Raw genomic sequence first — 18,824 nt, forward strand, 5'->3', positions numbered from 1 at the left:
TCCGGTTTGTTGATCGAGGCGTCGAATGTAGCGAGGTTCGCGCGGTCTGTGAAGTGCAAGGCGCCTGCGGCAGAATCCAAAAACCAACAGGGAGATGCCATGAATCCGAAGAAGATCTTCGACGCGGCGGGCGAAGCCGATGTCGACACGGTGCGTGCCTGCATCGCGGCCGGTGCCGACATGGCCGCCGTGAACAAGCAGGGCTTCACCGCGCTGCAATGTGCCGCGGCGGGTACGAACGAAGCCGAGCTCGAACCGATCCTCGCCGTGCTGCAACTGCTGCTCGACGCCGGCAGTCCGCTCGAATACACCGGCACCGGCGGCCGCACCGCGCTGTACCTCGCGGCCGAGTTCTCGCCGACCACAGAGCCGGTGCAACTGCTCATCGACGCAGGCGCCAACCCCGACGTGCGCGACAGCCACGGCAACCACATCACGGAGAACGCGATGGAGGAAGAGGTTGCCGAGTTGCTCTCGCGCATCACCGGCCACGCGCTGCCCGAACCGCCGCCGCCCGAGCCCGACCCGGTGAAGATGAGCGCCGCGCAATGGCGCGCCGCCGAGGCACGCATCGCCGACGTGTTCGCCGCGCTGACGCAGGCGGGCCTGGTCGCGCTGCAGGACGCGGGCGACACGCAGTCCGACGGCTTCTCCGATTGCTCCGAAGCGTTCCGCGAACGCGGCGGCAAGAAGGCCGGCGTGCACGGCTTCTGCTTCTACACGCGGCAGGACCAGAACCGCGCCAAGCGCACCAGCCAGCTCTCGCTCGCGTTCTGGGGCGCGCCCGAGGGCGGCGATGCGGACATGCAGCGCGTCGGCGAACTGGTGGTCGGCCAGTTCCGCGGCGCGGGCTTCGAGGTGCGCTGGAACGGCGCGTCGTCGATGCGGCCTGAAGTCGATCTGCGCGCCTGAGCTTCAGCCCAGCGCCGCGCGCAGCCGGGTCGCGAGCTGTCGCGCGTGGGTGGGCGAGGCGACGTTGGTGAAGCCCATCAGCAGCCCCTGGCTTTCAACGGCCGTGGTGCCCCGGGCCGACAGCGGCTGGCAGTTCAGGCCGGCCGCCTGCGCGCGGCGGGCCAGCACCACGTCGCTGTCGCGGTGCCCTTCGAAGCGTGCGATCAGGTGCATGCCGCCGGCCTGCAGATCGATGCGCACGCCGTCGCCGAAGGCCTTGTGCAAGGCCTCGACCAGCAGGGCGCGGCGGCGCGCGTAGAGCAGGCGCATCTTCTTCAGGTGGCGCGAGAAATGGCCGTCGCGCATGAAGTCGGCCACCGTGGCCTGCGTGATCTGCGGGCAGCCGTTGGACGCGATGCGCGCCGCGTCCTCGAAGCGTTCACGCAGCGATTCGGGCACCACCAGGTAGCCCAGCGCGAGGCCCGGGTAGAGCACCTTGGAGAAGCTGCCCGCGTACAGCACGCGGTCGTGTCCGTCGAGGCTCTTGAGCGCGGGCAGCGGTGCGCCGGCGTAGCGGTACTCGCCGTCGTAGTCGTCCTCGACGATCCAGGCCTTCGCACGCGAGGCCCAGTCGAGCAGCTGCAGTCGGCGCGCCAGCGACATCGACACCCCCAGCGGCGCCTGGTGCGAGGGCGTGACGACCGCCATGCGCGCCTTCGGCGAGCGGCGCACGCCGCGCGCGACCACCAGGCCTTCGTCGTCCACCGGCACGGGCACCACGCGGTGGCCGGCGCTGTGCAGCACGTCGCGCGTGGGCGCGTACCCCGGGTCTTCGATCCACACGCGGTCGTCCCGGGCGAGCAGCGTGCGCGCCACCAGCGCCAGCGACGCGCGGTAGCCGCCGGTGACGAAGACCTGCGCCGGCTGGCAGGCCACGCCACGCGACACCCGCAGGTAGGCCGCGATGGCCTCGCGCAGCGGTGCATGGCCCGCGGGGTCGCCGTAGAACAGGTCGGCCGCACCCATGGCGCGCGCACGGCAGGCCGTCAGCCGCGCCCAGAGCTTGCGCGGAAAGGCGTCGAGCGCGGGGATGCCCAGTTGCAGCGGCGGCGGGGCGGTGGGGCCGGTCAGTGCACGCGCATCCGCGACGGGGCGCGAGCCGGCGCGCACCGGTCGCTGCATCGGCAGCGACGGCGACACCACCGTGCCCGCCTGTCCCTGCGCAGAGAAGTAGCCTTCGCCCGCGAGCTGGCTGTAGGCCGCTTCCACCGTGCCGCGCGCCACGCCCAGCTCGCTGGCCAGGCTGCGCGCCGAGGCCACGCGGTCGCCGGGGCGAAGCACGCCGTGCTCGATCGCGGTGCGAAAGCGCTCGTAGACCTGGCGATGCAGCGGGGTCGCGGTCGAGCGGTCGATGCCGGGGAGGGCGTTGTCTGGTGGTTCGATCATGGCCCAGTCATTTTGACGATTCTTGGTTCTTTCATCTGGTGCATCGCGATCCTAAGCTCGCGGCTTCGAACAGCCAGCAGGAAAGAAGGACACGCAATGGGCGAGAAGGTATTCGTGGCGGGCGCGACCGGGGCCGTGGGCTCGGCGCTGATCCCGCTGCTGCTCGAGGCCGGCCACACGGTGTACGGCGGCACCCGCCGCGCCGAGCGTGCGGCAGAACTGGAGGCACGCGGCGCCACGCCGGTCGTCGTCGATGTGTTCGACGCGCAGGCCTTGCGCGACGCGCTGGTGCGCATCGCGCCCACGGTCGTCATCCACCAGCTCACCGATCTGCCCCGGGACCTCGACCCGGCGCTGATGGCCGAGGCGGTGGTGCGCAATGCACGCGTGCGCATCGAGGGCACGCGGCACCTCGTGGCGGCGGCGCTGGCGGCCGGTGCGAAGCAGCTGATTGCGCAGAGCATCGCCTGGGCCTACGCACCCGGGCCGACGCCGCACACCGAGGACGATCCGCTCGACCTCGGGGCCGAAGGTGGTCGCCGCATCAGCATCGACGGCGTGGCGGCGCTGGAGCGCTGCGTGCTGGGTGCTGTCGGCCTCACGGGCACGGTGCTGCGCTATGGGCAACTGCATGGGCCGGGCACCTCGAACGCGGCACCGAAGGGATCGAGCCCGGTGCATGTCGAGGCCGCGGCCTGGGCGGCGCTGCTCGCGATGCGGCATGCACGCGGCGGCATCTTCAACATCGCGGAGCACAGCGCCGAGGTCAGCAGCGAGAAGGCAAAGCGTGAGCTTGGGTGGCACGCGGCATTTCGGTCGTCACAGGAGGTCGCGTCATGAAGGCCGCACGCTGGCATCGCACGCCGTCGATCGGCGCGGGCCTCGCAGGGCTGTCGCTGGTGCTCGCCGCCGGCTGGGCGCTGATGCCGCGCACCGGACAGCAGGAGGCCGTGCAGTGGTTCGCCGATGTGTGCAGCTCGGTGGCGCGGCCGATGTTCGCGTCCGCGCCGGTGCCTGCGGGCTCGGAGGCCACCGCGCGGCCCGCGACGCAGGTCAAGGTGCTGTCGTGCGAGGCGCTGCCGCACGTGCCCGGCAAATCGGTGACGACGGTGCTGGTCGACTTTCCGCCGCTGGCCTATTCGCCCGCGCACCGGCACCCGGGCTCGGTGACCGCGATCATTGTCGAGGGCACCATCCGCTCGCAGCTGGGCGGCGGCCCTGTGGGCACCTTCAAGAGCGGCGAGACCTTCTTCGAGCCGCCGAACACGCTGCACATGTTCGCGGAGAACCCCGACCCGGTGAAGCCCGCGAAGCTGATGGCGGTGTTCGTCACCGATACCAACTGCGGACCGTTGTTGCTGCCGCCCTGAAGCTTCCGGTGCTGTGCGCACAGCTTCGAGAGAGCGTCAAACGCACGCGCCTTCGGCCCCGGATCGCGCAAGGCCACCGAGGCCGCACGGACTGCGCGCGATTAGAGTCCGGCGATGACCCTGACCTATGCATACCTCGCTGTCGCGATCGTCGTCGAAGTGCTCGCGACCAGCTTCCTCAAGGCCTCGGACAGCTTCACCAGGCTCTGGCCCAGCGTGGCCACGGTGGTGGGCTATGCGGTGTCGTTCTACTTTCTCTCGCTCGCGCTGCGCGTGTTGCCCACCGGCATCGCCTATGCGATCTGGTCGGGCGTGGGCATCGTGCTGATCTCGGTCGTGAGCTGGCTCTGGTTCGGCCAGACGCTCGATGCGCCGGCCATCGTCGGGCTCGGGCTGATCATCGCGGGCGTGGTGGTGGTCAACGTGTTCTCGAAGTCGGTGGGCCACTGAGGCATGGGCACGATCGAACAGCTGCTGCCCCGGTTGCCCGCCGGCACGACATGGACCCCGGCCAGCGAGGGCGAGTCGGGCGATGCGGTGTTCCGTCGCAGCGACGGCGCGGCCTTCGCGAAGGTGTCGCTCGGTGCGGGCGCCGCGCAGCTCGACGAAGAGCGTCGTCGCACCGAATGGCTTGCGCCGTACGGCGTCGGCTCCGCGCGCGTGCTCGACTGGCGCGTGACACCCGAAGGCGCCTGCCTGGTCACGACGGCGGTGCTGGGCGTGCCGGCCAGCGACCTCTCGGCCACGGAGCTGCTGCGCGCCTGGCCGTCGATGGCGCGGCGCCTGCGCGCGCTGCACGAGATTCCGGCGGGCGAGTGCCCGTTTGCGCGCCCGCTGTCGGCCATGTTCGACCGCGCCGCCGATGTCGTCGCGCGCGGTGCGGTGAACCCGGAGTTCCTCGATCCCGACCAGCAGGACGTGCCGCCGCCGCTGCTGCTGGCGCGGTTGCAAGCCGACCTGCCGCACCGGCTGGCACAGGAAGCGCAAGACCGCGTCGTGTGCCACGGCGATGCCTGCCTGCCGAACTTCCTTGTCGATCCGCAGACGCTGCAATGCACGGGCCTCATCGACGTGGGGCGGCTCGGCACGGCGGACCGGTATGTCGACCTGTCGCTGCTGCTGGGCAATGCGCGCGAGAGCTGGCGCGATGCGGCCGACGCGCGCGCCGCGCATGCCCTGCTGTTCGCGCAGCTGGGCATCGACGCGCCCGACGGCGGCCGGCTCGAGTTCTATCTTCGGCTCGACCCGCTGACCTGGGGCTGATGGCGGCGCCGGCGCGCCGCATTGTTTCCTTTTCGGGAACGCCGTGGTTCTTTTTGCTGCGGGTTTTTACCTAGATCCCGCCGCACAATTCATCTCACGGACCGGCTCCCAAAACCGATCCGGATGAACAGGCCCCGAGCGAGTTGGCCGCCCTTCAAAAAAGAGGGACGGTGACCCACCCAAGACCGGTTCAAACCATCCAAGCAAACACTTGTACTACTGAACTGAATTGAAGAAGGAAACCGCCATGAACGCCTCGAAGATCCTCTCCGCCGTTGCTGTTGCCCTGATGGCCGTCGCCGGTGCCGCCCACGCTGAAACCTACGAAGGCGTGCATCGCCTGACCTCGGCCGCCAGCCGCGCCGACGTCGCCGCACAAGCCGTCGTGGCCGCGCACAGCGCCGACCCCTATGCCACCGGGGCCGAAGCAGGCCCCGCCCAGGTGTTCGTGTCGACCGTGAGCCGCGACGCCGTCCGCGCCCAGGCCGTGGTGGCCGCCCGCAGCGAGAACCCCTACAGCGAAGCCGTGACCTCTCGCGTGGCTCCGGTGCTGGCCAGCGGCCTGGACCGTGCCAGCGTGCGCGCCGAAGCCCGTGCCGCCGCACGCGGCGAGGCACTGCCGCTGTAATCGATCGGTCTGACAGGCAGGCACGCGCACTCGGCCCCACGGGGCGGGTGTCGGCGGGCCAGGGAAAGAAAAACCGGCCTTGCGAAAGCAAGGGCCGGTTTTTTCACGAACGGAGTGGGGTGGTTGTCAGAAGCAGCGTTCTTCGATCGTGCCCACGCGGTCCGGATAGAAGGCCACGTAATCCTTGATCGGCGCGACCGATTCATAGGGTGACTCGTAGGTCCACACGGCATTCACCGAGCGCTCGCCGCCGGCTGGAATGCTGTAGTAGGCGCACTCGCCCTTGTACGGGCAATAGGTCGCATGCGTGGTGCGCTCCAGCAGCGACATGCGCACGTCCTTGCGCGGAAGGTAATGCACCGTGCCGAAATGCGATTCGCGCAAGGTCAGCGCCTCGCGCGAGCTGGCAATGACATGGCCTCCCACCGACACCACCACGCGCAACGGATTCGGCGTGATGGTGATCGCATGGTCGGGGCCCGGAATCTTGACGGTGCGTTCTGGCGTAGCGAACATGGACAAGCTCCTTCGGACGAATCGGCGGATGCGCATCTTGCTGCGTTGTCGCGACGATTTGAAGTCTCCCGCGAATCCACCTGTTCCCGGCGTGGTTAAAGGCGGCCGGGCTCGAAAACCAAAGTTTCAGATTCGCTGTTTTTGCGGTGCACACCGAAGCCCGAGCGGCCCGGCGCGATGTGTTCGCGCAGCGTGAGCGCCGGAATTTCGTAGTCGCCGCCGTTCTGCCGGCGGAACGCGATCGGGTCGGTGGTCCACAGCGTGTCGAGCCGCTCGCCCAGCTCACCGGTGATGCGCGCATAGGCTGCGGCATCGACCTTGCCCGTGCGGTGCACCACGAAGGGCGGCAGCACGTCGAAGCCGGGGTAGTAGAGGATGCCGTGGTGAATGGGGAACAGCAGGTCGTCCATCGGCCCGTTGATGCCGCGCGGGGCGTAGTGCGAGGCCCAGCCGCCGGTCGTCACCACCAGCATCGCGCGCTTGCCGGCCAGCGTGCCTTCGCCGAAGCGGTCGCCCCAGTGTGTATCGGAATGTTCGCCAACGCCGTAGGCAAAGCCGTAGGCGTAGATGCGCTCGATCCAGCCCTTGAGGATGGCGGGCATCGAGTACCACCACAGCGGGAATTGCAGGATCACCGCGTCGGCCCACAGCAGCTTCTCCTGCTCGGCGGCGATGTCGGCGGTCTGCGTGCCGCCTTCGAAGGCGCGCAGCGAGTCGAGCACGGGGTCGAAGGGCGCGACGGTGTCGCGCGCGGGAAAGTCGTCGGTGTCGAGCGCGGGCTTCCAGCGCATCGCGTACAGGTCGGACACGCGCACGGAATGGCCGGCGCTCGTGAGGCGTTCGATCATGAAGCGATGAAGCGAGCCGTTCAGCGAGGCGGCTTCGGGGTGGGCAAGGACCAGCAGGATGTTCACGGTGTCAAAGGGTTCGAGTGAAGATGCCCTCAGGTTAGGGATCGCCGCGCTATATTGGAAATGAATAGTTTGAATGCCAGGTATCGCCATGAACAATTTCAGCCGCATCGACCTCAACCTGCTGGTCACGCTCGACACCCTGCTGGCCGAGCGCAACGTGACCCGCGCGGCCGAGCGCCTGAACCTTTCGCAGCCCTCGGTGAGCGTGCAGCTCGCCAAGCTGCGCGAGCTCTTCGACGACCCGCTGCTCGTGCCCGCGCAGCGGGGCATGCGGCCCACCGCGCGTGCCGACGAACTGCGCGAGCCGCTGCGCGAAGCGCTCGCATCGCTGGGCCGCGCGGTGGCGCCCAGCCAGCCCTTCGACCCGGCCCGGGCGACCACCACCTGGCGCGTGGCCGCGGCCGACTACGCCGAGTCGGCCATCCTGCTGCCCGCGCTGGCCGGCCTGCGCGCGGCCGCGCCGAGCACGCGGCTGGCCGTGGTCGAGGCCGTGCCGACGCGCATGGCGCGCCAGCTCGAGCAGGCGGAGATCGACCTGTTCTTCCACACCAGCGTGGGCGCGCCGCCCGGCCTGCACCGGCGCGTGCTGTTCCACGAGCGCTACGTGCTGGCCGGACGGGCAGGGCACCCGCGCCTGAAGCGCCGCCCCACGCTCGCGCAGTTCTGCGCGCTGGAGCATGTGGTGGTGTCGCTCAGCGGCGGCGGCTTTGCCGGGCCGACCGACGAGGCGCTGGCGGCGCAGGGCCTCATAAGGCGCGTGGCGCTGTCGGTGCCGCACTTTCTTTTCATGATGTCCGTGCTCGCCAGCACCGACATGGTTGCCATGCTGCCCGAGCGCCTGGCGCGCGGCGCACCGGGGCTGCGCGTGGTGGAGGCGCCGCTGGAGGTGCCGGGCTACGAGATGGCGATGCTGTGGCACGAGCGGCGGCATCGCGACCCGGGACATCGGTGGCTGCGCGAGCAGATCGCCCGCAGCTTGTAGCGTCTGCCGCCCCCTTCGCCGGCATCGGCTTTTCGCCATGACGACGCAGAGCTTGCCGCTGCGGGCGTACAGTCGAAGCGTGGGCCTGTCGGGGCTCTCTCTGCACGAATGGAGGTCGAAGATGGCCCAGCACGCAATTACCGCGGTTCACTTCAAGGACGGAAAGGTGGACCTCGTCGCCATTCACCCGGTCGTGGAGAAGGAGTTCGGTTCGACGGAATTCGCCCTTGGCACGGCACAGCGAGTCAGTGTCGGCGAATGCGTGAAGCTCCTTGCGGCCGGCGAGGAGGTGTGCCTCGCCCGGCGCACTGAAAGCCACGGCTGGGAAGTCATTTGCGACGCCCGGCTCTTGCCGGGCGGGACCGCTTTCGCTGGCGTCGACATCCTGGACCGTCCCACCGATGCCTTGCTGCAGCTTCCTGCGTGGGACTAGGGTCACCGGGTGCCCGCGCTGAATGCACCTTTGAAGGGCCGCCAACAAGTCGCCGACGATCGGTTCAGCCGGAGACGCTCTTTGTGTGACGGAAGAAGTTCTCGGGGTCGTACCTGCGCTTGAGCGCCGCGAGTTTGTCCAGGTTGGCCCGGCCGTACGCGGCTTCGATGCGGTCCTGGCCCTCTTCCTCCGTCAGGAAGTTGATGTAGGCCCCGCCTGTCGAGCAGGCGCGCGTCGCTTCGAAGCAGTCCCGCGCCCACTGGATGTGGATGTGGTCGTCGCCCGGCTGCTCCCAGGAGCCCGCGATGTTCAGCACATAGGCCGCGTCCCGATTGCCCGCCGGCGAATGCCCGGCAGGCAACTCGCCCAGTGCACCCTGTATCTGGAACAGGAGGATGGCCGAATGGGGCGACTGAATCCGGCCCGCATGCGTCACGGCGAGGTCGATGGTCCGCTGATCGATGCCTGGCAGGTAGTGCGACTTCCAGTAGTAGCGCCGTCCCTTGGGCTGCGTGGCGTCGAGCAGGCTCTGCATCTGCGTGTAGGGCCGGCGCGTCACGATGTCGGCCACCGGCTGACCGAGCCTGCGCAGCGGTGCGATCAATGCTTCTCCCTCTTCGACCTTGCCGGTGTAGCAGACGAAGATGGCCACGATCGGCTTGCCGTGCACCTCCTTCGGGAGCCAGGGGGCCGGCGGCGCGATCCGCAGAACCGCCACGCTGGTCAGTTCGCGCGGGGCCTCTGCGCTGAACGCACGGTAGGCGTCGAGAACCTGCCGGGCGTCGTCGCCGCTCCATGCGATCGCACCGCCCAGGATTTCGGGGCCGACGGGAAAGAGGCGGTACTCGAAGGAGGTGACGATGCCGAAGTTGCCGCTGCCACCACGCAGCGCCCAGAACAGGTCCTCGTTCTCGTCCGCAGACGCACGCAGGACCTCGCCGCCGGCCGTCACGACCTCCATCGAGACCACGTTGTCGCAGGTCCAGCCGTGGCGACGCGTGAGGTAGCCGAATCCGCCGCCGACGGTGAGGCCCGCGATCCCGGTGGCAGACACAAAACCGAGCACGGCGGCGAGCCCGTGCAGCTGTGTCTCGCGGTCGACGTCGCCCAGCGTGCAGCCCGCTTGCGCGCGCGCCGTGCGACGCGCTGGATCGACCCAGACACCTCGGAGCAGCGACATGTCGATCATGAGGCCGCCCTCGCAGACCGCAAGCCCGGCGATGTTGTGGCCGCCGCCGCGCACGGAACTCAGAAGCCCGTGCTGGCGTGCGAACCGGACGGCCTGCACGACATCGACCGTGCCGGTGCAGCGCGCCACCAGGCCCGGGCGGCGATCGATCATCGCGTTCCAGACCTTGCGCGACTCCTCGTAGGCCGGGTCCTCCGCGGTCAGCACCTGGCCTTTGAACGTGGCCTTGAACGACTGCAGGATCTCCGGCGAAAGGTCCACGGTCCCGCCGTCCATGCGTGTGAGTTGGATCGTCATGAGTCGTCTCCGAAAAGAGTGAGGAAGTCGGGGGCAGCTTGCGCGTGACCAGGCGAGCGAACAAGTCCAGAATCTGAAGCGTTGCCGCTCTGGAGACGAGGCGATGGAAAACACCTACGGTCAGTTCTGCACCGTCGCCAGGGGGGCCGAGGTGTTGTGCGAGCGATGGACGCCGCTGGTCGTGCGCGAGTTGCTGTGCGGCAGCAAGCGCTTCAACGACCTGCATCGCGGCGTCCCGCGAATGTCCACCAGCCTGCTGGCACAGCGGCTTCACCGCCTCGAGGAATTCGGTGTCGTGCGCCGCAACACCGTCGGCAAGGTGTGGGAATACAGCCTCACGGAGGCCGGCGAGGAACTTCGACCCATCGTCATGGCGCTGGGCCATTGGGGTGCGCAGTGGATCGGCAGCCGCCTGCGCGACGACGAACTGGATGCGGGCCTGCTCATGTGGGACATGCGCCGGTTCGCGTGCATTCAGGAGTTCCCGCCTCGGCCCGTGATCATCCACTTCCAGCTGCGCGACGCACGAACGCGCGAGCGCACGTGGTGGCTCGTGGTGGAGGACGGCGTGGCCGATCTGTGCCGCGACGACCCGGGGCGCGAGCTGACGCTCGTGGTCGATGCCTCCGTGCGCGCCTTGACCGAAGTGTGGACGGGCGATCGCACGCCTGCGCAGGCGCTTCAGTCGCGCGAGATCCGTGTCGATGGGGCGAGGTGCGACGCGCAAGACCTGTGGCGGTGGCTGGGCACCAGCGTGTTCGCCTCGACGCGTCGCGCCGCGGGACGGAAGTTGCCGGACGGCCAATCTCTGGCGCCGTAGCTGCTCACGGCGAGCCGGCTACGCCGGTGCAAGGTCCTCGTGGATGCAAAGGAAGTTGCCTTCCGTGTCCTTGAACCAGGCCGCCTTTTCCGAACCGAGTACGCAGACATGGTCGACCGTCTTCAGGTCGGGAAAGTCGTAGTCCTCGAACACCACGCCGGCGCGCTTCAGCTTGTCGATGCTGGCGGCGATGTCCGGCACCTGGAAGCTGATCGCCGTGTGGTCGGCCTTGGTCCCCTCGGGTTTGGGGAACAGCGCGAGCGTGCTGCCGCCCACCGTGTAGACGAACTTGCCGTCGGGCCGCAAGCCACCGGCCTTCAGGCCCAGGCAGCCCTCGTAGAAGGCACGCGCGCGGTCCATGTCCTTCACGGGAAGCATGGTCGTGACAGACGAATCGGACAGCATGGTGGGTCCTTTCGAGCAGGTCGGCGCAGCGGGTGCCGCTTGGCGGCATGGCTTTGGCTGGCCGGGTGGTGGTCAGCTTACGCCTGAGGCGGGTGCGATGCCAGTGCGGTGGGTAACCTGTTTGGTGATGCGTGATCCTTTCATGAGGTCGCCTTCGGCCGGGGGGCGGGCATGGCTAACATCGGCCGACAGCAGATCAGGGAGGGCCCAGGATGACGGTGGTGGCAGAGACTTTGCGGATGGCGACGCTGCAGCAGCTCGGGGCGTCCGCGCCCTTGGTGCAGTTGGCGGTGGGCGAGTGTCTTCACGAAGTGTTCCGCACGGTCTGCCTGGGGCCGCCGTTCCTTGCGTACCACGGTGCCCGCGCACCCGATGGGCCGCCATGGGTTCCGCTGTGGGATCGCAGCAGCCGGGTCATGGGCCTGCGCGCGCACCCGGATGGGCTGGAGTTCGTCGAGTTCAGCGTGGAAGACCCTCGCGCGTTCGAGCGGATCGCGTTGACCGAGCAAGGCTTCTGGGTGACCCGGTTCGACGCGCTGTACGAAAACGATGTGCCCGAGAGCGTCCTGCACGAGGCCGCACGGCGGGTCGGGTTCCGGTACCTGGATCGGCACCTGACCGCGCGGGAAGAGGCCGAGGAGCGACTGAACACTTTCAGCGATCACCGCCTGTGGCTGCAAGGCCTGGTGGCGAGCATCGATCAGCAAGCCGCCGGGGCCTGATCGCTGTGTTCGCACGACGCCCCTTTCTTCACTGGTGCATGGCCTTCGCTGCAGGTCTCGCGCTCCACATGGCCGCACATCCGGCGAAGGCCGAGCCCGCACGGGGCACGACGTCCGCGCAAGCGCAGATCCCGTTCTTCGATGCCGTGGAGCGCGGTCGCTTGCGCGAGGTCGAGGCATTTCTTGCACAGGGCTTCGGTGCCAACGATGTGCAGGGCTACGGTTTCAATATTGGCGACTCGCCACTGATGAAGGCCGCGCAGCAAGGCAACGCGCAGATGGTGAAGTTGCTGCTGCGTCGCCATGCCGATGTGAACTACCGCAACGCCAACGACGGCGAGACGGCGCTGCTGCGCGCAGCCAAGTTCGCGGGCTCCGGCGGCATCAGCGACACGCACGCCATCGACTTCCGCCAGACCCTGTCGCTGCTGCTGAAGGCGGGCGCGAACCCCGACACGCCCGATCGCAACGGCAGCCTTCCGTTGTTCTTCGCGCCCACGACCTGGGTCATCCAGGCGCTGCTGGCAGCGGGCGCCGACCCCAACGCCGCGAGCTCGCGCCCGCCGTTGATCGAACATGCGCACGACCCGGCGCGCGTGCGGCTGCTGCTGGCCGCCGGCGCGCGGCCGGATGTGCGCGATGCGCAGGGCGTGTCGGCACTGGCAGTGGCGGCGGAGAAGGGCAGCCCGGCAAGCGTCCGGCAGCTCCTGGCGGTCATGTCGCTGGACGCGGTGCGGGGCGCCGATGCCGATGGGCACAACGTGCTCGATGCGGCGGCCAGCGGTGGCGATGCGAGGATCGTTCGCCTGCTGCTGGCGCAGGGCCTGCCGGCGACCGAGCGCGCCGTGCGTGCAGCGGCGACGCAGGGGCATCTGCAGGCAGCCCGCCTGCTGCACCGGGCCATGGACCCGCCGCAGTGGCCGTCCCTCGAAGCAGGGGCGCCGGCCGAGGCGCGCGTCTATCTGCTGATCCTGCAGAAGAGGCCGCAAGAAGCGTTGGCCGCCTACCGCGCCTTCGAGACGGTCGCTTGCGGACGCATGACGCCGTTGGCGTCGGCGGTCGATGCCGGCAATGTGGAGGCTGTGCGCGCCTTGCTGGCCCTGGGCGTCGACGTGAACCACCAGACCCCCGCGCCGCTGCGCAGCGAGCTGGTGCCGCAGCCGCAGACCTCGTCGGGGCTGCCCCGCCTGGTCCATGTGCTGCCGCCTCCTTGCGACAACGCTTCGCTCGCACCGCAGGCAGGTGCATCGACGTTGCCGCTGGCCGCGCTACCTGTCGGCCGGTTGCCGTTCGCACCCGCGCCCGGCACTGAAAGCACCTTGCCGCCAGCGGGGTTCTGGACGGACAACGCCCTGATGCGCGCGGTGGCGCGCAACCACCTCGAGATCGCGCGGCTGCTGGTGGCGGCAGGTGCCGATCCGGCGCTGCGAAGCCACTACCCGCCGCATGCATCGGCGCAGGCATGGCTGCAGGCGCGCCCGCCATCGCATGGCGCGTCGCTGACCGCATGGAAGAAATTGCTGCAGCTGAGTCGGCCCTGAGATGCAAACCCTGTCGCTCGATATCCGAGGTTGGCTTTGGTAGATTCCGCCACTCCGATCTCCACTGACAGGAGCGCTTCATGAGTACACAAAAGGAATTGCATCGCGGCCGCCTGATCGACCACATCGGACTGGTCGTTCGCGATCTGGCGGCCAGCAAGGCCTTCTACAGCGCCGTCTTCGAGGCGCTGAAGATCCCGATGGGCGGCTCCGACGCGCGCAACTTCTGGGCCGACGAGCTGTTCGTCTCCGCGCCTGGCAGCGAGGAAGTGCAGGGCGAACTGACCGGGCGCCACCACATCGCATTCCAGGCGCAGGACCGGGCCATGGTGGACGCCTTCTACCAGGCCGCATTGGCGCACGGAGGCCGGGACAACGGCCCGCCAGGTGAACGCGCCTACCACCCCGGGTACTACGCGGCGTTCGTGCTGGACCCGGACGGCAACAACATCGAGGCCGTGTTTCATGGCGAGGCCGATCGCAGTGCGGCTTCGGTGCGGATCAGGTTCTGATCGCTCCCGGTACGTCGTCCCGAAGCAATCGCTAGTAGAGGTAAACCGCCCCGCGATTGACAGCGCTGTTGTCCGCCTGATCGCCACCGATGCCGGTTGCGGCGCTGCTTTCTCCTCGCGCCCCCACCGCGATCGTCCGGCCGTCTGCCGTGATGTCGATGGCCTCGCCGAACAGATCGCCGCTTCCCGTGTTGGAGGCCTTCAGATACTTCGCATGGGCGAACTGCGCGCCGGCCAGGCGATACACGTGGACCGCGCCGGACCCCGGGGCCGCGCCTTGCGTCGTGTCGGCATCGACTCCCGTTCCACTGCTCGAATCACCGCGCGCGGCGATCGCCAGGGCGGTGCCGTCCTGCGTGAGCGCCAGGCCGAACCCGCCGAACATGGCGTCCGGCGTGAGCTGGGGCGCCGGGATCGTCTGGGCGAGGGCGTAGGTGCCCGCGTTGCGCCGGAACACATGGGCGACGCCAGCGCGAGACACGCCCGCAACCGACGCATTGCGCGTGCCGATGATCACCGTGTTGCCATCGCCCGAGATGGCGGTGCTGGCGCCGAACAGATCGTGGAGGGTGGGCACCGGTGCCTTGAGGTAGGCCCGCTTGGTCCATATGCCCGTGCCGGTGTCGTAGCCATAGACGAATGCCGCGCCGGCATTGGACACGCTGGTGTCGGTTTCATCGGTGAGCGAGCCGCTGGGCTCGTACTGCGCGCCCACCACGATCGTGCTGCCATCGGCCGAGATCTTTGCTTGCACGCCGAACAGCGAACCCGGCTGCGCATGCTCGGGTTCGATGGTGGCTTCCCGGGCCCAGGTGCCGCCCGTCTTGCGGTACACGTGAAAGCTTCCACCCCTGGCGCTGAAGTACTCCGAGACCACGACCACCGTGCCGTCCCGCGAGATGCCGAGGAACGCGCCGAAGTTGCCTATGAAACGCGGCGCTGGCGGGTTCCACTCGTCGGCCTGCGTCCAGCCCGAGGGGGTTCTCGAGAACACCTTCACCAGGCCCTGGTCGCCAAACGCCCCATCGTGGCCAGGCATGCCCACGAGCAAGGTGCCGTCGTCCGAGACGACCGGGTTGGGAACGCTCCCCACCTGGAAGCCCAGCGTTTGCACCCACTGCCACTGGCCCGCGCTGCGCGTGAACAGCTCCAGGGTGGCCCCATCGCCCACGGCCATGGCACTGCCGTCCGGGGACAGGGCAAGGCCTCGGCCGAAGGCGTGGGCGCCGGTGGACGTCGACTTGAAATAGCCGATCGCCCGGTTGCCATCCGGCGTGACCGGCAGCGACCAGGGGCTGCAGCCATTGGCATTGCAGGCCTGCAGCGCATGGCGCCATGCGGCCGGTGGCTGGGTCAGCGCCAGTTCCTGCCGCGCGTAGGTGGTGCTGCCGAGGTTGTCCGCCACCACCGTGAAGCTGCCTGTCGCGCCCGGGTCTTCACCCAGCCGGTAGTAGGTGGCGTTGGCGACGGCCGGCCAGCTGAACAGGAACGACTTGGGCGCATAGCCCACGCTGGGCGCGGCGGGAATCGGCGGCGGCTGCAACGACGGGTCGGCGGCGCACTGGGCCACCACCGAGGTGACGGCCGCGTTGACCGTGCCGCTGGCACCGGTGAGCGTGCACAGCAGCCCGGCCGGTTGCGTGTGCACGGTCACGTCGTACGTCGCGCCTTCGGGCACGGCCTGCGCGAACGCGAAGTGGCCATCGGCCGTGAGGCTCAACGGGTCCGCGCCGTTGTTGCGCAGCACCAGTGTTCCGCCCGCCAGGCCCGAGAGCGTGCCGCCCACCGTGTGCGTGATGGCCGCGCAGATCACGCGCACGTCCGTGACAGCGGCAGAGGCCGTGCCCTGGCCCGCGCTCACCGCGCAGGTCTGGCCCTGCGGTTGCCGGGTGATGCTCACTGCGTAGGGGTTGCCGGCCGTCACCGGCTCGGCGAAGCGGAAGGCGCCGTCGGCCTCGAGGGTGAGGTCGTCCTTGCCGTTGTTGCGCAGCACCAGCGTGCCGTTCAATCCCGAGACGCTGCCGCCGATGGGGTAGCTCGCGGCCGGCACATCGGGCTGCACAGGCACCACAGGCACCCATCCGATGCCGCCACCCCCGCCGTTGCCTCCGCCCCCGCATGCCGCCAGCACCAGTGCGGCCATCCATGCCGCATGCCTCGCAGCAAGGCGCTGCAGACCCCTCGATTGAATCACTCGCCCACCTCGTCTCGTTTGGTGACGAGATGCTATGCAGCGAGGCGGGCGCTGGAAATCCCAAGAAACTGGTAGACCCGAAGAACCACGCGGCTCACAGCCTGGGCGTGTACTTCACCGTGAACAGCACATTACGCGGATCGCCGTAGTTGTTGTTCCCATTGGCCTCGCTGTAGGCCGGGATGTAGTAGCGCTTGTCGAAGATGTTGTTGATGTTGACGGCCAGCGCCACCTCCGGCGTCAGCTGGTAGGCCAGACGCGCGCTCCACACGGCGAAGCCGGGCACCTTGTACGTGCGGTCGTAGCCCAGCGTGTGGCTCTGGATGCTGAAGCCGCCGCCCACGCTGAGCCGGCTCCAGTCGCCGGGCAACTGGTAGTTGGTCCACACGCGCAGCATGTGCTTGGGCGTCCACTGGCTGAAGATCTTGCCCTTGTTGTCCGGGTCTTCGAGGAACTTGGTGGTGTTGTAGGTATAGCCCGCCGTGAGCTGCAGCCGCGGCGCGACCTCGCCGCTGACTTCGGCTTCGAAGCCCTGGCTGCGCACCTTGCCCGACGACTTGGAGCAGTACCAGCCATCGCAGGCAAAGCCGCCGTCGCGGTCGGTCACGGCGCGGTTGGTGTGGTTGTAGCGGAACACGGCCAGCGAGGTGTTCAGGCGGCCGTCCATCAGCTCGCCCTTCAGGCCCACCTCGTAGTTGCTGCCGATGATGGGCTTGAGCCCGTCGCCCGAGACGGTGCGCTCGGTCTGCGGCTCGAACACGTCGGTGTAGCTCGCGTAGGCCGACCATTGCTTGTTGAGCGCGAACACGAGGCCGACGTAGGGCGTCACTTCGCCCGACGTGCTGACGGTGCTCGTGAAGCCCGCGGACTGGCTCGAGTAGAGGTAGTCGTACCAGCTCAGGCGCGCGCCGACGATGGCCGTGAGCGGCTCGGCCAGTTGGGCCCGCCAGCTGCCGTAGATGCCCTTTTGCCGCACGTCGTAGTGCGTGTGGCTCTTTCCGCCACCGGCGGCCATGATGGTGTCGTAGTTCTGCGCGGGGCGGTTGTGGTCGATGGCGAAGATGTTGCCGCCGCCGCTGAACCGGCGCGCATACCGGTCGGTCGACTCGAACTTCGAGTAGTTGGCGCCAATGGTCAGGTCGTGCTGCATCGACAGCGCGTCGAAGCGTCCGCGCAGGTAGACGTCGAAGCCGAGCTTGCGCGAATCGAAGCGGGTGTCCCAGTCGGCGAAGTTCAGCCCGCTGCCGTCGGCTTGCACGTCGCCGTGCATGCGCTGGTGCTGCGCGCTGTTCTTCTCGTTCATGCCGAGCGCGGAGAACTTCAGCTTCCACTGGTCGTTGAAGCGGTGCTCGGCGTCGACATACACCGTGGTCTGCTCGACGTCGCTGTGGTTCCACAGGGCGCCCGTGAACACGGAGCGCGGCAGGCCGATGTCGGTGCCGTCCGGGTAGCGCGGAAAGCCGCGCAGCATCGGGCGCCCCTTGCCGTGCGAGTGGCTCACGCCGAAGCCGACGGTGGTGTCGGGCGAGATGTCGTAGTCGATGGCGCCATAGAGCGAGCGCGTCTTGCGCCACACGTAGTCGGTGAACGAGTGGCTGCGGTCTTCGTCGACCACCACGCGGCCGCGCAACGTGCCTTCGGCATTGAGCGGGCCGCCGGCGTCGAGCTGCGCGCCGTAGTGGTCCCACGAGCCCGCCTTGCCAGTGAGCGTGAGCGTCTTCTCGGGCTGGCCGCGCTTGCGCACGAGGTTGATCGCGCCGCCCGGGCTGCCCGTGCCTTGCAACAGGCCCGAGGCGCCGCGCAGCACCTCCACGCGGTCGAAGAACACCGTGTCTTCGGTGGCCCAGTTGCCCAGCGAATACATGTTGCGCGGCACGGGCACGCCGTCGTACTGCCAGGCGTCGATCTGGAAGCCGCGCGACGTGAGGACCATGCCCGGCCCCACGCCCTTGACGCCCACCACGCCCGTGACGTTGTTGACCGCGTCGCGCAGGTCGACGAGGCCCTGGTCGTCCATGCGCTGGCGCGTGATCACGCTGACCGATTGCGGAATGTCCTTGAGCGCCTGCTCGCCCTTGCCGAGCGTCAGCGCGCGCGCCGTGTACGAGCGCGTGCCTTCGGTGGTGGCGCTGCGTTCGGCCTCGGCCGTGACGGTGACCGGTGCGAGCGTGGTGCTCCCATCGGCGCCGGTGTCTGCAGGGCCGCCGATGCTCGAGCGGCGCAGCGCATACGCGCCGCCCGAACCACCCGCCGCTTCGAGGCCCGAGCCGGCCAGCAGCCGCGCGAAGCCTTCGGCCACGGCGTGCTGGCCCTGCAGGCCGGGCGACCGCTTGCCCTGCGCGAGGGCCGGCGGAATCGTGATGCTCACGCCGGCAGAGGCGGCGAAGCTCGACAGTGCCTCGTCGAGCGGACCGGGTGCGATGTTGTAGGCCTTGCGTGCTTCGGCTTGTGCGGCCGGTGCGCTGGGCGTGCCAGGCGTCTGCGCGGCGACCGTCCCGGCGGCGGCGCATGCCATGGCGAACAACGCGCCATGCACGGCGAGCGACAGCGCACGCAACGAGACGGCGTCGGAATCAAGGGGGGACGGTCGGCGACGGGCCATGGATTTCTCTCTCTCCTGCAAGGGGTGTGAAGTTGCTGTTCCTCAAGGCTTCACACGCGAGGAAAGAAAAGGGGACAGGCCGCGACAGAAAAAATCGTC

19 protein-coding genes are annotated in these 18,824 nt (G+C 68.8%); 12 read left to right on the forward strand and 7 right to left on the reverse strand.

Going from position 1 to position 18,824, the window contains the following annotated elements:
• Window positions 1–99 precede the first annotated feature (99 nt).
• Window positions 100–912 carry an ankyrin repeat domain-containing protein gene (locus tag AC07XP_RS01240; RefSeq protein WP_095947127.1) on the forward strand — a complete coding sequence of 271 codons (813 nt, stop codon included), beginning with the start codon at window positions 100–102 and terminating at the stop codon, window positions 910–912.
• Between the two features lie 3 nt (window positions 913–915).
• Here the strand turns inward: AC07XP_RS01240 and pdxR are convergent, their stop codons facing one another.
• Window positions 916–2,337 (reverse strand): MocR-like pyridoxine biosynthesis transcription factor PdxR, encoded by a 1,422-nt coding sequence (gene pdxR, locus AC07XP_RS01245; RefSeq protein ID WP_495263553.1) that lies wholly within the window; start codon window positions 2,335–2,337, stop codon window positions 916–918.
• A 96-nt stretch (window positions 2,338–2,433) separates the two neighbouring features.
• Between pdxR and AC07XP_RS01250 the strand changes: the two genes are divergently transcribed.
• From AC07XP_RS01250 to AC07XP_RS01270, 5 genes are all read left to right on the forward strand, one after another.
• Window positions 2,434–3,177 carry an NAD-dependent epimerase/dehydratase family protein gene (locus tag AC07XP_RS01250; RefSeq protein ID WP_495263554.1) on the forward strand — a complete coding sequence of 248 codons (744 nt, stop codon included), beginning with the start codon at window positions 2,434–2,436 and terminating at the stop codon, window positions 3,175–3,177.
• Window positions 3,174–3,707 carry a cupin domain-containing protein gene (locus AC07XP_RS01255; protein WP_369646638.1) on the forward strand — a complete coding sequence of 178 codons (534 nt, stop codon included), beginning with the start codon at window positions 3,174–3,176 and terminating at the stop codon, window positions 3,705–3,707. The genes AC07XP_RS01250 and AC07XP_RS01255 overlap by 4 nt, the downstream gene beginning before the upstream one ends.
• 114 nt (window positions 3,708–3,821) lie before the next feature.
• Window positions 3,822–4,157 carry an SMR family transporter gene (locus tag AC07XP_RS01260; protein WP_095947131.1) on the forward strand — a complete coding sequence of 112 codons (336 nt, stop codon included), beginning with the start codon at window positions 3,822–3,824 and terminating at the stop codon, window positions 4,155–4,157.
• 3 nt (window positions 4,158–4,160) lie between these two features.
• Entirely contained in the window at window positions 4,161–4,970 is an 810-nt protein-coding gene (locus tag AC07XP_RS01265) for an APH(3'') family aminoglycoside O-phosphotransferase (RefSeq protein ID WP_495263555.1), read from the forward strand.
• Between the two features lie 247 nt (window positions 4,971–5,217).
• Window positions 5,218–5,598, forward strand: coding sequence for a helicase SNF2 (locus AC07XP_RS01270; protein WP_095947133.1), 381 nt, complete (start codon window positions 5,218–5,220; stop codon window positions 5,596–5,598).
• A 126-nt stretch (window positions 5,599–5,724) separates the two neighbouring features.
• Here AC07XP_RS01270 and AC07XP_RS01275 read toward each other — a convergent pair whose 3' ends face one another.
• Entirely contained in the window at window positions 5,725–6,114 is a 390-nt protein-coding gene (locus tag AC07XP_RS01275; protein WP_062481469.1) for a DUF427 domain-containing protein, read from the reverse strand.
• 95 nt (window positions 6,115–6,209) lie between these two features.
• Window positions 6,210–7,028 carry an NAD(P)H-dependent oxidoreductase gene (locus AC07XP_RS01280; protein ID WP_495263556.1) on the reverse strand — a complete coding sequence of 273 codons (819 nt, stop codon included), beginning with the start codon at window positions 7,026–7,028 and terminating at the stop codon, window positions 6,210–6,212.
• An 88-nt stretch (window positions 7,029–7,116) separates the two neighbouring features.
• Between AC07XP_RS01280 and AC07XP_RS01285 the strand changes: the two genes are divergently transcribed.
• On the forward strand, window positions 7,117–8,010 hold the full coding sequence (locus AC07XP_RS01285; RefSeq protein ID WP_495263557.1) for a LysR family transcriptional regulator: 894 nt from the start codon (window positions 7,117–7,119) through the stop codon (window positions 8,008–8,010).
• A 121-nt stretch (window positions 8,011–8,131) separates the two neighbouring features.
• Window positions 8,132–8,443, forward strand: coding sequence for a hypothetical protein (locus AC07XP_RS01290; protein ID WP_369646643.1), 312 nt, complete (start codon window positions 8,132–8,134; stop codon window positions 8,441–8,443).
• A 64-nt stretch (window positions 8,444–8,507) separates the two neighbouring features.
• On the opposite strand, the gene AC07XP_RS01295 is transcribed toward AC07XP_RS01290, so the two are convergent.
• Window positions 8,508–9,929, reverse strand: coding sequence for an FAD-binding oxidoreductase (locus AC07XP_RS01295; RefSeq protein ID WP_495263558.1), 1,422 nt, complete (start codon window positions 9,927–9,929; stop codon window positions 8,508–8,510).
• Between the two features lie 103 nt (window positions 9,930–10,032).
• Here AC07XP_RS01295 and AC07XP_RS01300 point away from each other — a divergent pair, with 103 nt between their 5' ends.
• On the forward strand, window positions 10,033–10,749 hold the full coding sequence (locus tag AC07XP_RS01300) for a winged helix-turn-helix transcriptional regulator (protein WP_095745771.1): 717 nt from the start codon (window positions 10,033–10,035) through the stop codon (window positions 10,747–10,749).
• 18 nt (window positions 10,750–10,767) lie between these two features.
• Here the strand turns inward: AC07XP_RS01300 and AC07XP_RS01305 are convergent, their stop codons facing one another.
• Window positions 10,768–11,154, reverse strand: a complete 387-nt coding sequence (locus AC07XP_RS01305; RefSeq protein WP_095745770.1) for a VOC family protein — start codon at window positions 11,152–11,154, stop codon at window positions 10,768–10,770.
• Window positions 11,155–11,366: 212 nt separating this feature from the next.
• Between AC07XP_RS01305 and AC07XP_RS01310 the strand changes: the two genes are divergently transcribed.
• From AC07XP_RS01310 to AC07XP_RS01320, 3 genes are all read left to right on the forward strand, one after another.
• On the forward strand, window positions 11,367–11,876 hold the full coding sequence (locus AC07XP_RS01310; RefSeq protein WP_495263559.1) for a hypothetical protein: 510 nt from the start codon (window positions 11,367–11,369) through the stop codon (window positions 11,874–11,876).
• Between the two features lie 68 nt (window positions 11,877–11,944).
• A complete protein-coding gene (locus AC07XP_RS01315; RefSeq protein ID WP_495263560.1) occupies window positions 11,945–13,417 on the forward strand; it encodes an ankyrin repeat domain-containing protein in 1,473 nt (490 codons plus the stop codon).
• 80 nt (window positions 13,418–13,497) lie between these two features.
• Window positions 13,498–13,929, forward strand: a complete 432-nt coding sequence (locus tag AC07XP_RS01320; protein ID WP_492696842.1) for a VOC family protein — start codon at window positions 13,498–13,500, stop codon at window positions 13,927–13,929.
• Between the two features lie 31 nt (window positions 13,930–13,960).
• Here AC07XP_RS01320 and AC07XP_RS01325 read toward each other — a convergent pair whose 3' ends face one another.
• Both AC07XP_RS01325 and AC07XP_RS01330 read right to left on the reverse strand, forming a co-directional pair.
• Window positions 13,961–15,997 (reverse strand): hypothetical protein, encoded by a 2,037-nt coding sequence (locus AC07XP_RS01325; protein WP_495263561.1) that lies wholly within the window; start codon window positions 15,995–15,997, stop codon window positions 13,961–13,963.
• A gap of 220 nt (window positions 15,998–16,217) precedes the next feature.
• A complete protein-coding gene (locus AC07XP_RS01330) occupies window positions 16,218–18,725 on the reverse strand; it encodes a TonB-dependent siderophore receptor (RefSeq protein WP_495263562.1) in 2,508 nt (835 codons plus the stop codon).
• Window positions 18,726–18,824 lie beyond the last annotated feature (99 nt).

Source organism: Variovorax sp. GW531-E2 (assembly GCF_059423125.1).

Coding starts and splice junctions, on each gene's coding strand:
- AC07XP_RS01240 (WP_095947127.1), top strand. CDS start 100: ATGAATCCGAAGAAGATCTTCGACGCGGCGGGCGAAGCCGATGTCGAC.
- pdxR (WP_495263553.1), bottom strand. CDS start 2,337: ATGATCGAACCACCAGACAACGCCCTCCCCGGCATCGACCGCTCGACC.
- AC07XP_RS01250 (WP_495263554.1), top strand. CDS start 2,434: ATGGGCGAGAAGGTATTCGTGGCGGGCGCGACCGGGGCCGTGGGCTCG.
- AC07XP_RS01255 (WP_369646638.1), top strand. CDS start 3,174: ATGAAGGCCGCACGCTGGCATCGCACGCCGTCGATCGGCGCGGGCCTC.
- AC07XP_RS01260 (WP_095947131.1), top strand. CDS start 3,822: ATGACCCTGACCTATGCATACCTCGCTGTCGCGATCGTCGTCGAAGTG.
- AC07XP_RS01265 (WP_495263555.1), top strand. CDS start 4,161: ATGGGCACGATCGAACAGCTGCTGCCCCGGTTGCCCGCCGGCACGACA.
- AC07XP_RS01270 (WP_095947133.1), top strand. CDS start 5,218: ATGAACGCCTCGAAGATCCTCTCCGCCGTTGCTGTTGCCCTGATGGCC.
- AC07XP_RS01275 (WP_062481469.1), bottom strand. CDS start 6,114: ATGTTCGCTACGCCAGAACGCACCGTCAAGATTCCGGGCCCCGACCAT.
- AC07XP_RS01285 (WP_495263557.1), top strand. CDS start 7,117: ATGAACAATTTCAGCCGCATCGACCTCAACCTGCTGGTCACGCTCGAC.
- AC07XP_RS01290 (WP_369646643.1), top strand. CDS start 8,132: ATGGCCCAGCACGCAATTACCGCGGTTCACTTCAAGGACGGAAAGGTG.
- AC07XP_RS01295 (WP_495263558.1), bottom strand. CDS start 9,929: ATGACGATCCAACTCACACGCATGGACGGCGGGACCGTGGACCTTTCG.
- AC07XP_RS01300 (WP_095745771.1), top strand. CDS start 10,033: ATGGAAAACACCTACGGTCAGTTCTGCACCGTCGCCAGGGGGGCCGAG.
- AC07XP_RS01305 (WP_095745770.1), bottom strand. CDS start 11,154: ATGCTGTCCGATTCGTCTGTCACGACCATGCTTCCCGTGAAGGACATG.
- AC07XP_RS01310 (WP_495263559.1), top strand. CDS start 11,367: ATGACGGTGGTGGCAGAGACTTTGCGGATGGCGACGCTGCAGCAGCTC.
- AC07XP_RS01315 (WP_495263560.1), top strand. CDS start 11,945: ATGGCCGCACATCCGGCGAAGGCCGAGCCCGCACGGGGCACGACGTCC.
- AC07XP_RS01320 (WP_492696842.1), top strand. CDS start 13,498: ATGAGTACACAAAAGGAATTGCATCGCGGCCGCCTGATCGACCACATC.
- AC07XP_RS01330 (WP_495263562.1), bottom strand. CDS start 18,725: ATGGCCCGTCGCCGACCGTCCCCCCTTGATTCCGACGCCGTCTCGTTG.